The 17,635-nt window shown below is 48.4% G+C and carries 18 protein-coding genes; 13 read left to right on the forward strand and 5 right to left on the reverse strand.

The window, feature by feature from the left end:
* Positions 1-8 precede the first annotated feature (8 nt).
* From K6Q96_RS18090 to arsB, 6 genes are all read left to right on the forward strand, one after another.
* Complete coding sequence (locus K6Q96_RS18090; protein ID WP_251882400.1) at positions 9-1,925, forward strand: (Fe-S)-binding protein; 1,917 nt, start codon at positions 9-11, stop codon at positions 1,923-1,925.
* Complete coding sequence (locus K6Q96_RS18095; RefSeq protein ID WP_251881586.1) at positions 1,926-3,125, forward strand: electron transfer flavoprotein subunit alpha/FixB family protein; 1,200 nt, start codon at positions 1,926-1,928, stop codon at positions 3,123-3,125.
* Complete coding sequence (locus K6Q96_RS18100; RefSeq protein WP_251881588.1) at positions 3,112-3,888, forward strand: electron transfer flavoprotein subunit beta; 777 nt, start codon at positions 3,112-3,114, stop codon at positions 3,886-3,888. Before K6Q96_RS18095 ends, K6Q96_RS18100 begins: the two co-directional genes overlap by 14 nt.
* Before the next feature lie 76 nt (positions 3,889-3,964).
* Complete coding sequence (locus K6Q96_RS18105; protein WP_251881589.1) at positions 3,965-4,195, forward strand: glutaredoxin family protein; 231 nt, start codon at positions 3,965-3,967, stop codon at positions 4,193-4,195.
* A 114-nt stretch (positions 4,196-4,309) separates the two neighbouring features.
* The gene (locus K6Q96_RS18110) at positions 4,310-4,657 is read left to right on the forward strand and encodes a metalloregulator ArsR/SmtB family transcription factor (RefSeq protein ID WP_251881590.1); all 348 of its coding nucleotides are present in this window, start codon (positions 4,310-4,312) and stop codon (positions 4,655-4,657) included.
* Between the two features lie 81 nt (positions 4,658-4,738).
* A complete protein-coding gene (gene arsB, locus K6Q96_RS18115) occupies positions 4,739-5,764 on the forward strand; it encodes an ACR3 family arsenite efflux transporter (RefSeq protein WP_251882401.1) in 1,026 nt (341 codons plus the stop codon).
* 294 nt (positions 5,765-6,058) lie between these two features.
* Here the strand turns inward: arsB and K6Q96_RS18120 are convergent, their stop codons facing one another.
* The gene (locus K6Q96_RS18120) at positions 6,059-6,427 is read right to left on the reverse strand and encodes a hypothetical protein (protein ID WP_251881591.1); all 369 of its coding nucleotides are present in this window, start codon (positions 6,425-6,427) and stop codon (positions 6,059-6,061) included.
* A 94-nt stretch (positions 6,428-6,521) separates the two neighbouring features.
* Positions 6,522-6,947, reverse strand: coding sequence for a hypothetical protein (locus tag K6Q96_RS18125; RefSeq protein ID WP_251881592.1), 426 nt, complete (start codon positions 6,945-6,947; stop codon positions 6,522-6,524).
* Between the two features lie 265 nt (positions 6,948-7,212).
* Between K6Q96_RS18125 and K6Q96_RS18130 the strand changes: the two genes are divergently transcribed.
* From K6Q96_RS18130 to K6Q96_RS18140, 3 genes are all read left to right on the forward strand, one after another.
* Entirely contained in the window at positions 7,213-7,539 is a 327-nt protein-coding gene (locus tag K6Q96_RS18130) for a gamma-glutamylcyclotransferase family protein (protein ID WP_251881593.1), read from the forward strand.
* A gap of 246 nt (positions 7,540-7,785) precedes the next feature.
* A complete protein-coding gene (locus K6Q96_RS18135) occupies positions 7,786-8,058 on the forward strand; it encodes an alpha/beta hydrolase (RefSeq protein WP_251881594.1) in 273 nt (90 codons plus the stop codon).
* Positions 8,059-8,139: 81 nt separating this feature from the next.
* Positions 8,140-8,733, forward strand: a complete 594-nt coding sequence (locus K6Q96_RS18140; protein WP_251881596.1) for a pentapeptide repeat-containing protein — start codon at positions 8,140-8,142, stop codon at positions 8,731-8,733.
* Positions 8,734-9,099: 366 nt separating this feature from the next.
* Here K6Q96_RS18140 and K6Q96_RS18145 read toward each other — a convergent pair whose 3' ends face one another.
* Entirely contained in the window at positions 9,100-10,332 is a 1,233-nt protein-coding gene (locus K6Q96_RS18145) for a DEAD/DEAH box helicase (RefSeq protein ID WP_251881598.1), read from the reverse strand.
* A 203-nt stretch (positions 10,333-10,535) separates the two neighbouring features.
* Here K6Q96_RS18145 and K6Q96_RS18150 point away from each other — a divergent pair, with 203 nt between their 5' ends.
* The 4 genes from K6Q96_RS18150 (at position 10,536) to K6Q96_RS18165 (ending at position 15,577) form a co-directional block, all read left to right on the forward strand.
* The gene (locus K6Q96_RS18150) at positions 10,536-12,005 is read left to right on the forward strand and encodes a glutamate-cysteine ligase family protein (RefSeq protein WP_251881600.1); all 1,470 of its coding nucleotides are present in this window, start codon (positions 10,536-10,538) and stop codon (positions 12,003-12,005) included.
* A 58-nt stretch (positions 12,006-12,063) separates the two neighbouring features.
* Positions 12,064-13,074, forward strand: coding sequence for a M14 family metallopeptidase (locus tag K6Q96_RS18155; protein WP_251881603.1), 1,011 nt, complete (start codon positions 12,064-12,066; stop codon positions 13,072-13,074).
* 532 nt (positions 13,075-13,606) lie between these two features.
* Positions 13,607-14,545, forward strand: a complete 939-nt coding sequence (locus tag K6Q96_RS18160) for a class I SAM-dependent methyltransferase (protein ID WP_251881605.1) — start codon at positions 13,607-13,609, stop codon at positions 14,543-14,545.
* 213 nt (positions 14,546-14,758) lie between these two features.
* Positions 14,759-15,577, forward strand: a complete 819-nt coding sequence (locus K6Q96_RS18165) for a hypothetical protein (protein ID WP_251881607.1) — start codon at positions 14,759-14,761, stop codon at positions 15,575-15,577.
* Positions 15,578-15,613: 36 nt separating this feature from the next.
* Here the strand turns inward: K6Q96_RS18165 and K6Q96_RS18170 are convergent, their stop codons facing one another.
* Together K6Q96_RS18170 and K6Q96_RS18175 are read right to left on the reverse strand one after the other, a co-directional pair.
* Entirely contained in the window at positions 15,614-16,399 is a 786-nt protein-coding gene (locus tag K6Q96_RS18170) for a class I SAM-dependent DNA methyltransferase (RefSeq protein ID WP_251881609.1), read from the reverse strand.
* A gap of 110 nt (positions 16,400-16,509) precedes the next feature.
* A complete protein-coding gene (locus tag K6Q96_RS18175; RefSeq protein WP_251881610.1) occupies positions 16,510-17,592 on the reverse strand; it encodes a site-2 protease family protein in 1,083 nt (360 codons plus the stop codon).
* Positions 17,593-17,635: the final 43 nt, after the last annotated feature.

Genomic DNA, 17,635 nt, shown 5'->3' on the forward strand with positions numbered 1-17,635 from the left:
TAGCTGTGATGTGGACGTCGCTTATCGGTCCCTTGTTAGTCATCATGATTGCGCTGGCGATTGCGGGCGCAGTCAAACGGATTCGTCTCTGGCAGCAAGGGAAGCCAGCCAGCTTTCCTATAGGTAAAGCCCTTGCTGCCATCCCCCGGCGCTACTTGGTCGATCTTCATGATGTCGTCGCACGTGACAAAGTGTTTGCGAACACGCACGTCGCGACTGCTGGGGGCTTTGTCGCTTCCGGCATTTTAATGGTGCTGGTTTTCGTTCTGGGGTTAGACAATACCCTGACATTTGCACTTATGAGTGCGACGTTTGCTGCGATGGCGTTTGGTTCAGTGAAAGTGAAAAAACGTCGCGAAAACCCGCCTGCTAATCTTTCCAAAGGGCCTTGGCAGAGGCTACCTAACAGTCTGCTGGTTTTCTCCTTCTCTGGCTTGATGATGTCGTTGCTGTTGTTATTGGGCATCGGCAATGTGCCCATCATCGTCGCGGCACTGCTTATTGTTGGCATTCTGTTAGGCTTGGCTGAGCTGCTGTTTGGCATGACCTGGGGTGGCCCAATGAAACATGCCTTCGCGGGTGCCCTGCATCTTGGTTTTCACCGTCGTCAGGAACGTTTTGGCGGTAGCCGTTCAACGGGATTGAAACCAATCAATCTCGACGAGCAAACCCTAGGCGTCGAAAAGCCATCCGATTTTTATTGGAACCAACTATTGGGATTTGATGCCTGTGTGCAATGTGGTCGCTGTGAGAAAGTCTGTCCCGCGTTTGCCGCTGGTCAGCCGCTGAATCCGAAGAAACTGATCCAGGATATGGTGGTCGGAATGGCTGGCGGGAGCACGGGAAATTACGCAGGCAGCCAGTATCCAGGCAGGCCTGATGAAGCACGTTGTGGTGCGCCGGATAAACCATTGTTTGAAGGTTTGCTGGATGCAGAAACGGTATGGTCGTGCACGACCTGTCGCGCTTGCGTCGAAGAATGCCCAATGATGATCGAACACGTCGATGCCATCGTCGACATGCGCCGTCACCTGACGCTCGCAAAAGGTGAAACAGTCGGAAAGGGCGCAGAGGTGTTGGAAAACCTGATTGCAACCGATAACCCGAATGGTCTGTCGCCAAACAGCCGTGCAAACTGGTCCGTGGATCTTAAACTCAATCATCTGTCAGAGGTTGGTACCACGGATGTGCTCTTGTGGGCAGGTGATGGTGCCTTTGACCTGGCTTATCAACGCACGCTCCGTGCGGTTGTAGCACTGCTTCGAAACGCCAATATCGATTTCGCCATTTTGGGTAATGAAGAATTGGATAGCGGCGATCTGGCGCGCCGTCTGGGCGATGAAGCCACTTTCCAGCGCTTGGCGATTGCCAATGTCAAAACCTTGAACAAATACCAGTTCCGATCCATTGTCACGCCGGATCCTCATGCCTTCCATGTGTTGAAAAACGAGTACCCGGACTTTGGCGGCAGCTATGATGTTTTTCACCACACCGAGTATCTGGCGAAGCTGGTAGAGCAAGGTGATATCAAGCTGAATCAGGCCAAAGCCCACACGGTGACGTATCACGATCCTTGTTATCTAGGGCGTTACAACGGTGGTTATGACGCACCGCGTTACCTCTTGAGCAGTATGGGACTGACGGTCAGTGAGATGGAGCGTTCAGGTTATCGCTCGCGTTGTTGCGGCGGTGGAGGTGGTGCGCCAGTCACCGATATTCCGGGCGAACACCGTATTGCAGATATGCGGATGGATGATGCCAGGGAGACAGGTGCAGAAATGGTAGCGGTTGCCTGCCCGCAGTGTGCAGTCATGCTCGAAGGCGTGGTGATGCCAAGGCCGGAAGTGAAAGACATTGCGGTCATGCTGCTCGATGCCGTGGCAGAAAACGCCGACGCTGGCCAAGCAAAAGCGGTGGGGGAGTAAATGGACGACATCAAACGACGCGATCCCCGTAAAGAACATATCCTGAGAAATCGCCTGCACCCTCAGTATGATGAGATGGCTGTTGACCATGATTTGCTGATGTCAGGTGGTACCAACCGCAAAAATCCCCACAAGCAGGGGTACTTATCGGCGGAAGGCATTAAACGGATCGACCGCTCTGGTGCTGCGGTCGCAGCGGCTGGCGTGGTGAAAAAACAGCAAGAACAAAGCCTTCCACTCAGGGCCATTGTTAATCCCTCCAACTATATTGCGGTGTTTTCGGATTCTGACAGTGCCAAGCTGACGGTGCTGGACAAAGACATGTTAGGACTTGCGCATTCGTTGGCGGACGATGGCACAGCCGTCGTAATGATTAACCTTCACAGTCGTGAGGGTGACCTTGCTTCGGCAGGCGCAGACAGGGCGCTGACGCTCGATGCAGCCAGTTACTCCCCTGACAGTTGGCTCGCGGTATTACAAACCATTGATTCAGAGCTAACCCCCAAACATTGGATATTCGCGGATGGCACCTTAGTCGGTGGAGATTTAGCAAGAAGATTAGCGGTCTCGTTGGGTGTCCGGCCAATCACCCGCGGCAAACAATTTGCAGATGGCGAGCTGAACTGTGGTGGTGGTGACGCTTCGAAAAGCGTTAACCGGAAGCTTTCCAGAATATTGCTGGTGGAAGAACAAGTGGCCGACCCCATCGCGGGTTTTATCACGGAAGCGTCTTCTCTGGATGTCGCAGAAGTGGCGGGTGTGATCCCGAAAGTCACTGATCTTGGTGGTGTCGCCGTTGATCCGGCTGACATTCCTTTGGCGGAAACCCGCTTTATTCTCTCCGGTGGTAACGGAATTCGAAACTGGGCCTTGTTCCATCAATGTGCGCAAGCTTTGGGTGCAACAGAGGGGGCCAGCCGCGTCGCTGTCGATAACGGACACATGCCAAGAACGACGCAGGTCGGCGCAACAGGCACTTATGTGAACGCTAAAGTCTATGTCGCCGTGGGTATTTCGGGGGCGATTCAGCATTTGCAGGGGATGACGACCTGCGAAACCGTCATTGCACTCAACACCGATGCCAACTGCGACATGATTAAACGCGCTGATCTCAGCATTATCGCTGACAGCAGCGAGGTGCTGCAGGCATTAGTTGACGCTACCTCTGGCGGTAAAGGAGAGCTTGATGATGTCGGATAACCAAAACATCCTGGTACTGGTTTCAGCCGGCCAACACCCGCTCTCTGGACGTCCAAGACGGGCAGAGCGTGATGCCAAGGCGCTGGAAATGGCTTTGACCCAGTCGGAATCCGCAATGGTTGTATTTGCTGGAGACCCGCAATCGTCCGCGGTGCGTGAATATCTCGGTATGGGCGTCTCCAAAGTCAATGTGTTGAAGCAACCAGAAGGGGCAGACACCAGCGTTGCACTGGTGGATTTCGTCAAATCCCAGCAGCCCCAACTGGTTTTCTGTGGAGCCCGGGCAGAGCAGGGGGAATCATCCGGTATGGTGCCGTATCTGGTTGCCGATGGGGTAGGTGCAGCAGTTGTGCCTGAAGTGGTCGATGTGATGGAACAAACCGATTCCCACGTTGAAGTGCTTCAGGCTTTGGCGGGCGGTCAGCGCAGAAAACTAAGGGTAGCATTACCCGCCGTGCTGGTAGCCAGTGCATCGGCACCTGAAGCTAGGCAAAGCGCGTTTACAAAAGCGCGAGATGGTTTAGTGAATATTTTCGAAGTCGAAGTGAAAATGGATTTGGAGCAGCAAGGCTGGGAATGGCAGCCAGCCAAGAAACGACCGAAGCGGACCAAAACCGTTGCCGCTAAAGCTTCCAGTCGCGATCGCTTTAAAGCCGCCACTGCAGCGCCCGCATCTTCAGGTGGGAAAGTGATGCTGAACCCAAGCCCACAGGAAGCGGCAGAAGCGATTCTCTCTCTATTGAAAGAAAAAGGACTCGTCTGAACCTGATCTGAATGTTCTCCCCGCCTTTGTTCGGTGGTAACCTCCTCAAAAATTATCATTGAACAAAGGCTCTTTTTTGAAACGCATCGTGTTATACACCAGTAAGAACTGCGCGCACTGCCAGTCAGCCAAACAGTTTTTCGATAGCAAGAAAATCGCCTACCGTCTGTGTGATGTGGGCACACCAAGAGGTAGAAAAGAGCACGCGTCGCTGGGAGCGCGTGGCGTACCGGTTATCAGGATTGGTGATAAGGTTTTGTATGGTTTCAATGCCAAAGCCGTTGAAAAAGTACTGAAAGGTGATTGAGCTTTCATAGAAAGCGAGAACTCAATTATCTGTGAGTCTGAAACCTAAGTGTCACTTTACATATGAAAAAACATATATAAAGTATGCGTGTGAACGATGAGCTGGTGAATACGAATGATCTCTCCCGTTAATTTCTACAAGTGTATGGCTGATGAAACCCGTCTGAAAACCCTAATGCTGCTGCAACAGGAAGGGGAGCTTTGCGTGTGTGAGTTGATGGAAGCGCTTGAGGAAAGCCAACCAAAAGTATCCCGTCATCTTGCTCAATTGCGTAAATGCCAACTGTTGACCGATCGCCGTCAGGGTCAGTGGGTGTTCTATAGCATTTCCAGTGCATTGCCGATGTGGGCGAAAGAGGTGCTTGCCGTGACGACCGATTCGAATCCGGTCTTCCTGCAAGAATGTATGACCCGCCTGTGTAAAATGGGCGATCGCCCAGAGCGCGCTTCTACCTGCTGTTAAGGATATAGAGCTAGGATGACGGTGTTTTTGTCTCTCAATATATATGAAATTTCATATATTAAAATGACTTAGGATTGAATGATGGGGATGTTTGAACGCTACCTTTCCGTGTGGGTAGCAGTGTGTATTGGGGCGGGTGTACTGCTTGGAAATCTTGTTCCTTCTGCTTTTGAAGTGGTGGCCAATCTGGAATTTGCACACGTAAATCTGGTGGTTGCGGTACTAATTTGGGTGATGATCTTTCCGATGATGGTTCAGGTCGATTTCTCCGCCATCAAAGACGTGGGCAAAAAGCCAAAAGGTCTGGCTCTGACGCTGGCAATCAACTGGTTAGTGAAGCCTTTCACTATGGCAGCGTTGGGCTGGTTGTTTTTCAAAGGCATCTTTGCAGATTGGGTTGATCCACAAAGTGCGAGCGAATACATCGCGGGCATGATTCTTCTGGGTGTTGCTCCCTGTACCGCCATGGTGTTTGTATGGAGCCAACTCACCAAAGGAGATGCCAATTACACTCTGGTTCAGGTGTCAGTGAATGATCTCATTATGGTATTTGCTTTCGCCCCAATCACGGCTTTCTTGCTGGGTGTGACAGATATTCAGGTGCCTTGGGAAACCTTGATTCTCTCCGTTGCCTTGTATGTTGTTCTTCCGCTGGTCGCAGGCGCTTGGGCGCGTAAACACTTGCTCGCAAAGGGTGAGGAAAAACTGCAAAGCTTCCTAACGGCCGTGAAGCCTTGGTCGATTGTGGGACTACTTGGCACTATTGTGTTGCTGTTTGGTTTTCAGGCACAGACTATCGTCAGTCAGCCCCAAACCATTTTGTTGATTGCGATACCTCTGCTAATTCAAACTTACGGCATCTTCGCAATTGCTTACGGTGCAGCCAAATGGCTCGAGCTTCCACATAACGTTGCAGCTCCTGCTGGGATGATTGGTACGTCTAACTTCTTTGAGCTAGCAGTCGCGGTCGCGATTTCGTTGTTTGGCCTGCATTCAGGTGCGGCATTGGCAACGGTCGTGGGCGTGCTGGTGGAAGTCCCCGTAATGCTATCTCTAGTGTGGTTTGCAAACAGAACAACCCACTGGTTTGAGCCTGCAAAGGTGTAAATCAATCGAATCAGAGAGCCCTGCGATGCGGGGCTTTTTTTGCTCTTGTCAAACCTGTTATTCCTACTTTTACTGAAATAAACAGAAGCTTGTAATACCGCGCTTGTGTGTATTAACGATATATGAGTAGTTGACCCCAACGGCTAATACATTGGCAGGTGCCATTGAGTTTTCACCTAAAGTTTTACGGTGATTGGGACTATCTCAATAGTGCTTTTAGCGTGGTCAGGGAAAGCGGAAATACGAGATTAATATGCGATTATATGAATATATCATGGGGTTAAAGATCCAGTGCTAAACCCCAAAATACACGGCTACAGTGACAATCAAAAATGCTATCCATGAGAGGTGTTTGCCTGTAGAGCCGACAAGCGCAATAACGAAATGAATAAGGAAGGTGATAGCAATGATTGTGGCAATGAGGGAGACATCCACCGTTGGGAAAGATAGTGCGATAATGACACCAGCATAACCTAACCAAGCGATAGAAGTGACATGCCAAGCGAAGCGCAATGTCCGCTTGGTAAAATCATCACTCCCAAACAACTTGGGCAAGTTATCCCTTCTGAAAAGACGTTGCAGAATATAGCGTTCGCCCAAGTAGGAGTGAGCGGCTGCCAGACAGACAAGAAGAATCACAGCGATTAAAACCAGATAGTTCATGCTCTTTTTCCTTTTATCCTTAGTTGCGAACGCTTTTTTACTTTCTCATCAATCTGCTCATTCGAACAGTTTTCCAGTGCTTGGGAACTGTTGATTAAACCTTCACCACTTTCCAAGAGCCTCGGCAGGGGGCGTTTGATACCTTCCATTCGCCATCAATTTGCCCGTTTTGCGCCGTCCCTTTGAAATCGTAACCCCAGCGCTCGTTATCGCTGTAGAGTTCAAGTTTTCCATCATCGGCAATCCAACCTTTTAGCAGAGTGTTGTTATACATCAGGCGAAGGGAGACTTTACCGTCTTCAATGTTCCCGAGAATGCGGGTTTCGAGGCAGATGTTGTCGCCGCTGATATCAATACGTTTACCTTCCCACTGACCGTCGAAGTTTGATGACACTTCAAAGGCAGGAGCTTCAGGTAGCGCTTGCGCATAGTTAATGCGTTCCCTAGGTTCTCGGTTTGCTTCGGAGTAGATGATAAAAGCCGTGAGGCCAATTGCAGCAGCGGTCATTAGTTTTTTCATGGTCATGAGCCCGTTCTTAACACACTAAGTGGTTGTGGTGTGAGAGTAATGGGGAGATGTTAACGTTTGCTAGTGAAGACGCGGGGGGATGGGGCGTAAAAAGGCGAGTGATGTCCAACTATATTGTTGATTATTATTTATTTATTTGACGTTGGAGCAGGATGTAACACCTGCCAGATATAAACTTCATTCCGTCTAAAATTCGATAAAATCCGCCTGCAATTCCGATGCTAGGATGGCGAAAAAACCATTGGAGGAGTTGAAGATGGTTTCTCGTCTCTTTGTCTATGGAACGCTGGCACCAGGGCGTCCGAATGAGCACGTATTAGCACTGGTTCCAGGTACGTGGGAGCCCGCGTCGGTGAAAGGAAAGTTGCTACAGGAAGGCTGGGGGGCAGAACATGGTTATCCCGGCATTACGCTTGAAGAAACATCAGATAACGTAGAAGGGTTTATCTTCAGTTCTGAAGCGTTGCCTTCACACTGGAAACGCTTAGATGAGTTTGAAGGCGAGGGATATCAGCGAGTATTGACCCAAGCAGCCTGTGAAAATGGCAAGATTGTTGAGGCTTATGTCTACGCCTTGAGATAGCGTGTCTGGGTATAATGAATTCAAAAAGGGCAGCACTTGCTGCCCTGATATTGAGGTGATTACGCAACCATCAATGTGCGGGTTTGATGAACAAATTCTGCGATATCACCTTTTATCGACGTCGCTTTAAACCCCAACTCTGGTGGTGCGGCAATAAAGGGAAAGATCATCGCGTATTATCCAAGCCTTGCTGATGCACCGGTGATGGTTTCCTGTCCTGCGGATATTAATCGTTGGCGTAAAGACATGTATGACCAACGCTGCAATCCGCTTTTTTGGGGTAACCTTCGGGTAACTTCACCGATTGCGTTGGTGGAAAGGATTGATGACAAGACAGATCTTCATCTGATTTGCGGCAAGGAAGACGATGTCACACAGCCTTACCTGACTAAAATCTATGGTGACGTGTTGAAGGAGCAAGGCAAGAAAGTGACCGTCGATTTAATTCCCGGTGGCCATGGTATTTTTCTGGATGATTTTGTCGTGGATGCGGTGGTTAGAAAAGTGAATGTGCTTTGAACCAAAGCAAGAATACTCAGGCAATAGAGGCGGATTGTCAGGCATAATGCCATCCAGTGAGTTTATCAGGGAACAACAGTAATGATTGAAAGTGGCGAAAGTTATTACGACGAGCTGTTCGCGAAGAAAGACCTTCAAGGCGAAACGTTTACGGGCATTGAATTTGAGGAGTGCCGTTTTGAAGAGTGCGACTTCTCCGATGCCATTTTCAAGAACTGCAAGTTCATCAATTGCGAGTTTTCACGCTGTAATCTGAGTTTGGTGAACCTCTCCGGCACGCGTCTTTTTACTGTGCAGTTTGAAGAGTGCAAGTTGGTGGGCGTGGACTGGAGCAAGGCAGACTGGCCTTCATACCATGTGGATTTCGAACTCAGGTTCAAGCAATGCATTTTGAATGATGCGTCATTCTTTGGGATGACGCTGCATGAGCTCAAACTCGAAGAGTGCAAGTTGCATGAAGTGGACTTCAGGGAAGGGGACTTCCAGCAATCTTCGATGACATACTGCGATTTTACCCACGCTCAGTTTATGCGCACCAATCTGAAAGAGGTCGATTTCAGTGAATCGACAGACTACGCCATCAATGTGTTGGAAAATCAGCTTAAAGGTGCCAAGTTCTCTCGTTACGAAGCGCTGAACTTGCTGGATAGCCTCGGTATTGAGCTGGTGGACTGATACCAATCGTAGTAAATATCTGCTCATCCTAGCTTGTTAAAATGCTCGATAACTGCGTTGGAAAATTTGACTGTAGAATAACTACTTATCAAAATTTCCCCACAAGCGCTGCCCGAAGGGTTCGACTGCGCGTCCCGTACTCTAAGCGTTTTACGCTTTGTTGAGGTGTATTTGCTTAGAATGACTAGGCGGCACACACCTCGCCGCGCCTAAAACGCTTATAGCGAGAACAAAATTTAACCACCAAAGGTCAACAGCCCCTAGCATTTTTCCTGCGCTATTTCTGATCAGCTACCTACTGCGATTGGTATGAACACAAAAAACGGCGCTGAATGCGCCGTTTTCTCTTTTACTTAGCGCCCGCTCTTAGCGTTTTTTAGCCCCTGCTTTTTTCAACAACTGACGCTTGAGGCGACGCTTCTCTCCACCGCGGCCCCCACGCTTTTCATGGTGCTCTTTATCTGCGTTGATATCTGGTTCGAAACCCGCCAGCCATTCCTGAGGGAGGCGTTGGTCAATCAAGGTTTCAATTGCATTAAGCATGCCTTCTTCTTCACGACTAACCAGCGATATCGCCATGCCGGATTTCCCTGCACGACCGGTACGGCCGATTCGGTGAATATAGTCTTCTGGCTGGTGTGGCAGTTCATAGTTGAACACGGTATCCAGTGAAGGGATATCCAACCCCCGTGCTGCCACATCGGTTGCTACCAACACGCGCACAGTACCGTTTTTAAAGCCTTCCAATGCGCGGTTACGTGCGCCTTGGGTTTTCTCGCCGTGAATCGCTTCTGCTGCCAGTCCGTCGAGCTTGAGTTCGTTTGCCAACGCTTCAGTGCTTTGACGAGTCTTAGCGAATACCAATACCTGTTGCAAGTTATGGCTGCCAATCAAGTAGGAAAGCAGTTCGCGCTTACGTTTTCTGTCAACCGGATGCACCAGTTGATTCACGGTTTCAGCCGTGCTGTTAGCGGTTGATACTTCCACTCGTACAGGGTCGTTCAGCAGGCGGTAAGCCAAATCCATGACCTGTTTTGGGTAGGTGGCGGAGAAGAACAGCGTTTGGCGTTCTTTCGGCATTTTCTTCATCAAGCGCTTGATGTCTGATATAAAGCCCATGTCGAGCATGCGGTCTGCCTCATCTAGAACCAGTGTATCCAGGCTGTTAAGCTGCAAGGTACCAATGTGAAGGTGATCCAGAAGGCGCCCCGGCGTACCCACAATGATTTCCGGCTTCTTCGCCAACTGATTCTTCTGAGGATTAATGTTCGCGCCACCATACAGCGCCACACATTTCAGCGACGTATGCTGACCATATTCTGCAACTTTGTCATACACCTGCTGAGCAAGCTCTCGGGTTGGCGTGACGATTAACACCCGTGCAGAGCCTTTTACACCACGTTCCAGGAGCTGGTGGATCAGCGGCAGCGTAAAGGCGGCGGTTTTGCCCGTGCCCGTCTGCGCTGCACCCATCACGTCTTTTCCTTCCAACACTTTTGGAATCGCTTGCTGCTGGATATCAGTGGGCTCGCTGTAACCAAGTTCGTTCAGCGTTTGCTGAAGCGTGGGATGAAGAAGTGAAAATACGTTGTCTGACATGGGTAAAAAGTTCCGCCGTAAAGAAGGGGCGCGAGTGTATCAGATAGTCTGATTTCACGGAAATGCTGTGCATAATCCGCACTCTTAAACTAGCTCAGGAATGCGAATGTTGGCGTGATTGTCGATCCGGAAGTCGCTACTTGCCTGTAGCAGCAGTATTTTTTGTTCTATGTTAAACATTGAAGTCAAGCGAGGGTAAGACAGTGGGACAGAATATTAATAAAACCTCGTTTAGCGCCAGCGATCATGAGCAATTCGCCAAGCAGCTAAAGTCAGAATTGGACCAACTCGAAGGGTTACTGGAGACGCCGGGTTGGGGAATAGGGAAATGCACCTTAGGTGCCGAATTGGAGCTTTATCTTACCGACAAACATCACCGACCCGCACACTACAATCTCGATATTCTGGACAAAGCCTCAGACCCCCTAATGACGGCTGAAATCAATCGATTTAACGTTGAATACAATTGTCCTTATACCGAATTCAGCGGTTCTCCCTTCACCTTTCTCAAGCAGAAAATGGATGAACGATTGCAATCATTGCAGACCATTGCGCACAACGATGGCGTAGATGTCACACCTATTGGGATATTGCCCACACTGAAAGATGGAGACTTTGGACTGGCATCGATGACGGACTCTCCTCGTTATCACGCCCTCACCGATATTCTTTGCGAATCCCGTGGTGGGCCCTTCCATATCCGTATTCACGGCGCAGAAAGTTTGGAAATAGATGCCGACGATTTAACGCTGGAAGGAGCCAATACCTCTTTCCAGGTGCACTACCGGGTTAAACCGAATGAGTTTGCCCAGTGGTACAATGGTATTCAGATCGCCACAATTTTCACCCTGGCGATGGCTGCGAACTCCCCAGTCTTTCTTCAGAAAAAACTCTGGCATGAAACTCGGGTGCCATTGTTTAAGCAGTCCATAGATAGCCGAAATCTTTGCGGTATGAACTGGCACACACCAGCGCGTGTTTCCTTTGGTAAGGGCTATGTACGTAAAAGTGCACTGGAATTATTTAGACAAGGAGTCAGCCTTCAACCTGTGCTCTTGCCTGATTTGCCAGAAAGCAGATGCCTTGAAGGGTGTGGCCCCCGACTTGATGCACTACGACTTCATCAGAGCACGATTTGGAGTTGGAACCGTGCTGTCTATGATGATGCAGATGGCGGTCACCTCCGCATTGAGCTTAGGAGTTTGCCAGCAGGACCCACGACGATTGATATGGTGGCCAACGCAGCACTTTGTATTGGGCTGGCGCACGCACTTCAGACTGATCTCGACAGGTTGATGGATAGGCTACCCTTTGAATTCGCGAAGTATAATTTCTACAGGGCTGCCCAGTATGGCGTAAACGCCAACATCCTTTGGGAATCAGAAAACGGTACATTGCAGGAATACGCGCTAGTGGATGTGCTGGATAAGTTGTTGCCACGCGTTGCCGATTCTTTGGTTCAGCTGGGGGTTTCCAGAGTTGAGGCCGACATGTTGATGGTGGTGATAGAACACCGCTTGGCAAAACGTCAGAACGGGGCGAGTTGGCAGCTTTCGACCTTGGTTGAACTTGAGAGAAAATATGGTCGGGAAGTCTCCCTGAACAAGATGTTCGCCTTGTATCAAAACCAATATTTATCAGGAGAGCCTGTTTCACATTGGCCGGTTTTATGATGCAGTGGGTGCTTGGGTCAACAGCCCCTAAAAATTTCACAAGGAGTGTAAGAAAGTCATGATGCTGCATGATGTTAGCTGGCCTAATGATGAGGACCTAAGAGGTGGATTGGTTGCTTGGTTGGACACACTATCCGGTGCCAGCTGGCTGACGCTGCCTGGCAAGGATCCCAATCGACATCGTGTAGTGGTGACTTTGCTTCACGGCAATGAACCCTCCGGTGCTAAAGCACTCTGGCATTTTGCCCAGAATCCACCTGACTGCGCAGTAACGACGCATTTTTGTTTGGCCAATGTGAAAGCTGCGCTCTACGACAAGCCGTTTACGACCCGACATTTCGCTGATAAACCGGACATGAATCGCTGCTTTGGGAAAACAGGTGAGGATGACAGCTTTGACATCGCGGCTGAAATCATGACACGTATCGCCACGTTAAAACCTGAAGCGGTTGTCGACCTCCACAACACCTCCGGCACTAGCCCTTCTTTTTCGGTTTCCACCAATGATGATGAAAAGCATCAGCAGATAGCCTCGCTGTTTACTGAACGAATGCTTTGTACCAGTGTTCGTTTGGGTGCTCTGATGGAGCAAACCACAGACGAGTCACCGATCGTTACTGTGGAGTGCGGTGGGGCGGCTGATCATACCGCTCATGAAGTGGCGAAAAATGGGCTCCATCACTACCTGACAGCCGACAATATCTTTGCCAATCATTCAGGCTTCTGGCCGTTAGATTTGCTCTACCATCCTGTACGGGTGCAGTTGAAGAAAGGACTAGAGCTTTGCTATCACGACCGAAAAGTCGACGATGCTGATCTGACACTTCCACCTGATATCGACCGCCATAACTTTGGTTGGATGGCTGCAGACAGCATGATTGGTTGGCTCGGGGAAAAAGGGCTGGATGGGATGACCACTAATGATGGCGAAGGAGGACACCCTATTAAGTCACTTTTCTATCAACATGACGGAGAGCTTCGCTTAAAGCATGCCTCCAAGCTTTTCATGATCACCACCAAACACCACATCGCTCTCTCAGACTGTCTGTTTTATATGGTGGTTGACTAAGCCCGCCAATATTTTGTTTCGTTGACTATTTTTATATAAGTGTAGCTATTAATTAATACACTTTATTATTTAAAACATGTAAAAATAGCTGATTATAAATGGAATGCATATCTATGCACTAAGTCTTTATTATCATTCAGTGGTTATTCCGCATTGAATACTGTCGTCAAGGCGATACTAGAAAATTGAAAGTTTTCGTACAGAATGACAAAAAATAATTCTTTCTAAATTATGCTTTACTAATATTGTAAAGAAACACCTGCTTTTTATTTAATTGCTTATATTTGAAAGAGATAATGTTTAATGCAATCAATAAGATACATTCCTAGTACAACTATTCCCCTTTTTACTGGGTGGGAATTATCTAGTCTTTAAGTCCTAATTTTTCATTAAACAATGAATAACCCTAGATCGGTGACCATAAAATCTATAAGGTTTAGGCCGTAACAATGAAATACTAAAACTTTAGATTTTTGGACGTAGACAAAGGTTTAAACGCCTAGTTTTTTGCAGTAGGGAATTGGGGCTAATAATGCTTCTGGATCAAAAAGAAGTTTTAGCACTGTTGCGCTGTCCGCGTAGTGGCTCTGAGCTTGATAAATTGGACGATCAAAACGCCAAGGTGGCGTCGAGCAAGGGTGACATTCACTATGAAGTAGTGAATGGGTACCCGATTTTGTTGTGCACTGAACGCTGCAAAGGACTGGGATGGCAGTTGTCATCTCATACTTCTGCTGTGCCTCGAAAGACCTATTCCGGCGCAATGAAAGTGATGAAGCGCCTAGTTTCCCCACCTTCCGGTGCGACGAAGAAGAATATCGACACTCTGATTTCTACACTGTTTGAGGTTCGCAGAAAGCCACGTGTGCTGATAGTGGGGGGAGGTACTATTGGTGAAGGCATGGACCGATTCTATGAAGACGCTAATATCGAATTAGTTTCTTTTGATGTTTACGCTTCTCCGAATGTTCAATTCGTGGCTGACGCTCACTGTATTCCATTGGGCGACAACAGTTTCGATGCTGTGATCATTCAGGCGGTGCTAGAGCATGTTATGGATCCGGGAATGGTTGTCTCTGAGATCCATCGTGTACTGAAACCCAATGGTCTGGTATATGCGGAAACCCCCTTTTTACAGCAGGTTCATGAAGGTCCCTACGATTTCATGCGTTATACCGAGAGTGGGCACCGTTTGTTATTCCGTCAGTTCAGCTTGGTTAAGTCAGGAGTCTGTTCCGGGGCAGGTACACAGTTATTGTGGGCACTTGAAGGATTCTTCAGTGGACTTTTCCGCTCGCACTGGGCGGGAAAAGCAATCAAGCTTTCGCTGTTTTGGGTGATGCTGTTCGACCGTTTGATCCCTGAAAAATACAATGTAGATGCTGCCAATGGCGTGTTTTTCCTCGGTGCCAAGACTGAATGTTCAATCAGTAATGCAGAGATAGTGGCTCATTACAAAGGTGCTCAATAAAAATTGACACCATAGAGAAAGCGCTTTCCTAATTTGTTGATATCTAAAAGTGTGCAGTAGCTCAGCTTTAAAGACCATATCTGGGCTTGTTGTTTTTCTATTTATATTTTGTCTCGTTTTCAATGCAATTTCTCCGAAATACGGTCGATAGAATCGATGTGTAGCTCGCTTGCGGGGGCATTGTGCCCATGGATTGCAGTTGGAGAATGAAGTATGAAATCGTATCTATTGTTCCTGAGCGTCGCACTATTTTTAGCAGGATGCGGAGGTAGTAGCGGCGGGGAACATGATTCTGGAAACAATGGTGGACAGGAAATAGATGGCGGTACTGAAAGCTCACAGACAACTGATGATCCTACTGCACCGCAGGTACCAAATGATGAAGACGAAATACCTAGCCCGACCAATTCTTCCGCTTGTTTTAATGAAACTTTTTATCAAGTAGGGACCATTGTTTCAATTGAGTTAGAGCAACGCGATGGAGGAGTTCAATTACCAAATTATTCAGAGACGAGTGAGGTAACTCGAGTTACTTCATATCGTGGTTATTCTGATGTTTTTGAACAAAGCATTACGTCAGGTAGTTCGACGAGCACACTCTATATTTTGGCTGATACGTTAGCGAAAAGTGTCACGACATTAGGTCAACTTTTAGATGGCGAGGAAATTACCTATCATCCCAGTGGCTTACTTCTCGACTATGACATTGCGTTGGGAGAGACAAAAAACTACCCCACAGTAACAGAGCGGGTTGATGGTGCTGAAAGCAGTTCAGCCGAGTATTCCTTCGAATACCTCAGAACGGATAGAATCACGGTACCTGCTGGGACATTTGATACGTGTGTGATGGTTTTGACCTTTGAAAGTACGTCCCCTGACGGAACCGCTTCAACCACTGAATACACCCAGTATATTGGTATTGGAAACGGCTTGATGATCCGTGAAGATTATGTGATTACAACCAGCGACGGTAATCGATTTACTGGTTCTGATACGCTGGTTTCCGCCACCATCAACGGCAATCCAATCTAATCAAAAAGGCCGGATTCAATCCGGCCTTCTCTCATCTTATCGCTTTACACACACGAAAATGGCATTTCCTGAGGTGGTGTTCCACATCTCCAGCTTTTCGTAGTCGTGTTCAAACACAGTGACTTCAAAGTATGGTTCAAGTAATTCTTTAAGCTCATTGAAGCTTACGGCGACCATTGGGTGGTCGTCATGCCATTCCTCGGTCACCTTGTCCGTGGTCTTTTCGATACTCAGCTTCAGTGCTTGTCTGTCGCCTTCACCGGAATAGAACCAGCCGGATTTGAAAGCAAACTCACTGCCTTCGTGCTGAACAATATGGCGTACGAAAGAGTTGTTATTGATCAGGTTCTTCTCAACGGCATTAAAACAGAACACACCACCAGGCTTAAGTGCTGCGTGAGCACTGCGAATACAAGCGCTGAGATTTTTGACATTGCCACTGTAGTGGATCGAATAAAGAAAACAGGTGATGAGGTCATACGGCGCATCTACCACAAACTCACACATATTCTGCAGGGAGAATTGTGCTTCCGGACAGCGCAGTTTCGCTTGATCCAGCATAGGCTGGTTCAGATCAAGGCCATCGCTTGAGAAGCCGGTATCAATAAAATAGCGAATGTGCGGACCTGTACCACACGCCAGATCCAGATGACGTTTCCCTTGGTTACCAAACAGTTGGTGAAGTCTGCGCACACAGTCACTTTGAGACTGATAGTTAATGTCTGCGCACATCAGATCGTAATAACCCGAGAGATCTGTATACAGCGCATTTGATGATGGAGTAATCACGTAAAACACACCGAAATGAAAAAGGTGGCGCATCGTACATTAGTTTTCATATTAGTACGATATAAATCACATCATGAATTTGTGCTGAAGCTGGAAAGAAAAAACGCCAGCAATGGCTGGCGTTCTAAGAGAAGTCTTTTCAGTTAGCTCTGCAGAATCAACAACGGCAGTGCCAACATCTCATCACCCTTGGTGGCGAAGTAGATAATCACGCCAACCAAAGCCGCAACTGTTGAGAAATACCACACGGTACTGAATATTTGACCATAGCGGCTCAGCGGCAACAGATGCGAGTGATGACGGTATTTCCATTCGAAAATAATTTCTGCGCTACCAATCAATAATAGGAAGCCAAGCAGGGCCAACCCGAATGCATAACTGGCATATACACCCACCGCTGCACCAGCAATACAGGCTACCAAGCCTACAACGCTGTTCATCGAAAAGCTGATGCTTTTGAGGATGTGTCCGCCATCAAGGGGTAAAATCGGTAGCAGATTGAACAAGTTTAATAGCGCATTAAAGGTTGCGAGACCGGCAAAGAACACATTCCCTGTTACCCAGTAAGCCACGAGCGCCGCCAAAGACATAAACAGGCCGAAGGTTGGTCCCATGATGGAAATCACCACATCCTGCCAGCGCGTATTTATCTTCTCATCCGAAAGCGCCAATCCGCCCATAAACGGGATGAGGTAAATGCCTTTGGTTTTCATGCCAAAGTATTTCATGGCGCGGATGTGGCCGTATTCATGCACAACTAGGCAAGCAATCAACGCCAAGGCGAATTGCCAGGAGAACAACCAGGAATACGCTGCGACACTCGCACCCGCGAGTACCACTTTGATGACCTTGGCACTTTTGAAGAGTTTCAAGCCCAGTGATGCCAGACCGATCAGGCTGAATTTCTGTTTGGATTGAGGTTTAACTTCTGGCTGCTGGCGCTCGATGTCTTTTTCGTTGCGCGATCCAGACTCCACCACTTCTCCGTCTACCGCGACTTTGTAGTCGATGTTGAACGGCTGCCAACTGAGGCTTGAGGAGACATCGACGGTAATGATTTGGTCGTTGGCCGTCAGTTGGAAAGTGTGGATTTTTTCGCCGTCGTTATCAGCGCTTGCGGCGAGTTGAGAAACGAGTTGGTTGTCCCAGTAAAGTGCTTGCCAGCCCGCCAGCGATCCTTCAAGACGCAGAGGCTTACCGAGACAGGTGATGTTGAATAGTTCCAAAGTGTTAGTGCTTTATCAGAAAACGTTGGCGCTAATGTACCAG

The sequence above is a fragment of the Grimontia kaedaensis genome (assembly GCF_023746615.1).
Lineage (GTDB): Bacteria > Pseudomonadota > Gammaproteobacteria > Enterobacterales > Vibrionaceae > Enterovibrio > Enterovibrio kaedaensis.

Excerpts from the sequence above, each read along its gene's own strand:
- K6Q96_RS18090 (WP_251882400.1), top strand. The coding sequence starts at position 9 with ATGTGGACGTCGCTTATCGGTCCCTTGTTAGTCATCATGATTGCGCTG.
- K6Q96_RS18095 (WP_251881586.1), top strand. The coding sequence starts at position 1,926 with ATGGACGACATCAAACGACGCGATCCCCGTAAAGAACATATCCTGAGA.
- K6Q96_RS18100 (WP_251881588.1), top strand. The coding sequence starts at position 3,112 with ATGATGTCGGATAACCAAAACATCCTGGTACTGGTTTCAGCCGGCCAA.
- K6Q96_RS18110 (WP_251881590.1), top strand. The coding sequence starts at position 4,310 with ATGATCTCTCCCGTTAATTTCTACAAGTGTATGGCTGATGAAACCCGT.
- arsB (WP_251882401.1), top strand. The coding sequence starts at position 4,739 with ATGGGGATGTTTGAACGCTACCTTTCCGTGTGGGTAGCAGTGTGTATT.
- K6Q96_RS18120 (WP_251881591.1), bottom strand. The coding sequence starts at position 6,427 with ATGAACTATCTGGTTTTAATCGCTGTGATTCTTCTTGTCTGTCTGGCA.
- K6Q96_RS18125 (WP_251881592.1), bottom strand. The coding sequence starts at position 6,947 with ATGAAAAAACTAATGACCGCTGCTGCAATTGGCCTCACGGCTTTTATC.
- K6Q96_RS18130 (WP_251881593.1), top strand. The coding sequence starts at position 7,213 with ATGGTTTCTCGTCTCTTTGTCTATGGAACGCTGGCACCAGGGCGTCCG.
- K6Q96_RS18135 (WP_251881594.1), top strand. The coding sequence starts at position 7,786 with ATGTATGACCAACGCTGCAATCCGCTTTTTTGGGGTAACCTTCGGGTA.
- K6Q96_RS18140 (WP_251881596.1), top strand. The coding sequence starts at position 8,140 with ATGATTGAAAGTGGCGAAAGTTATTACGACGAGCTGTTCGCGAAGAAA.
- K6Q96_RS18145 (WP_251881598.1), bottom strand. The coding sequence starts at position 10,332 with ATGTCAGACAACGTATTTTCACTTCTTCATCCCACGCTTCAGCAAACG.
- K6Q96_RS18155 (WP_251881603.1), top strand. The coding sequence starts at position 12,064 with ATGATGCTGCATGATGTTAGCTGGCCTAATGATGAGGACCTAAGAGGT.
- K6Q96_RS18160 (WP_251881605.1), top strand. The coding sequence starts at position 13,607 with ATGCTTCTGGATCAAAAAGAAGTTTTAGCACTGTTGCGCTGTCCGCGT.
- K6Q96_RS18165 (WP_251881607.1), top strand. The coding sequence starts at position 14,759 with ATGAAATCGTATCTATTGTTCCTGAGCGTCGCACTATTTTTAGCAGGA.
- K6Q96_RS18170 (WP_251881609.1), bottom strand. The coding sequence starts at position 16,399 with ATGCGCCACCTTTTTCATTTCGGTGTGTTTTACGTGATTACTCCATCA.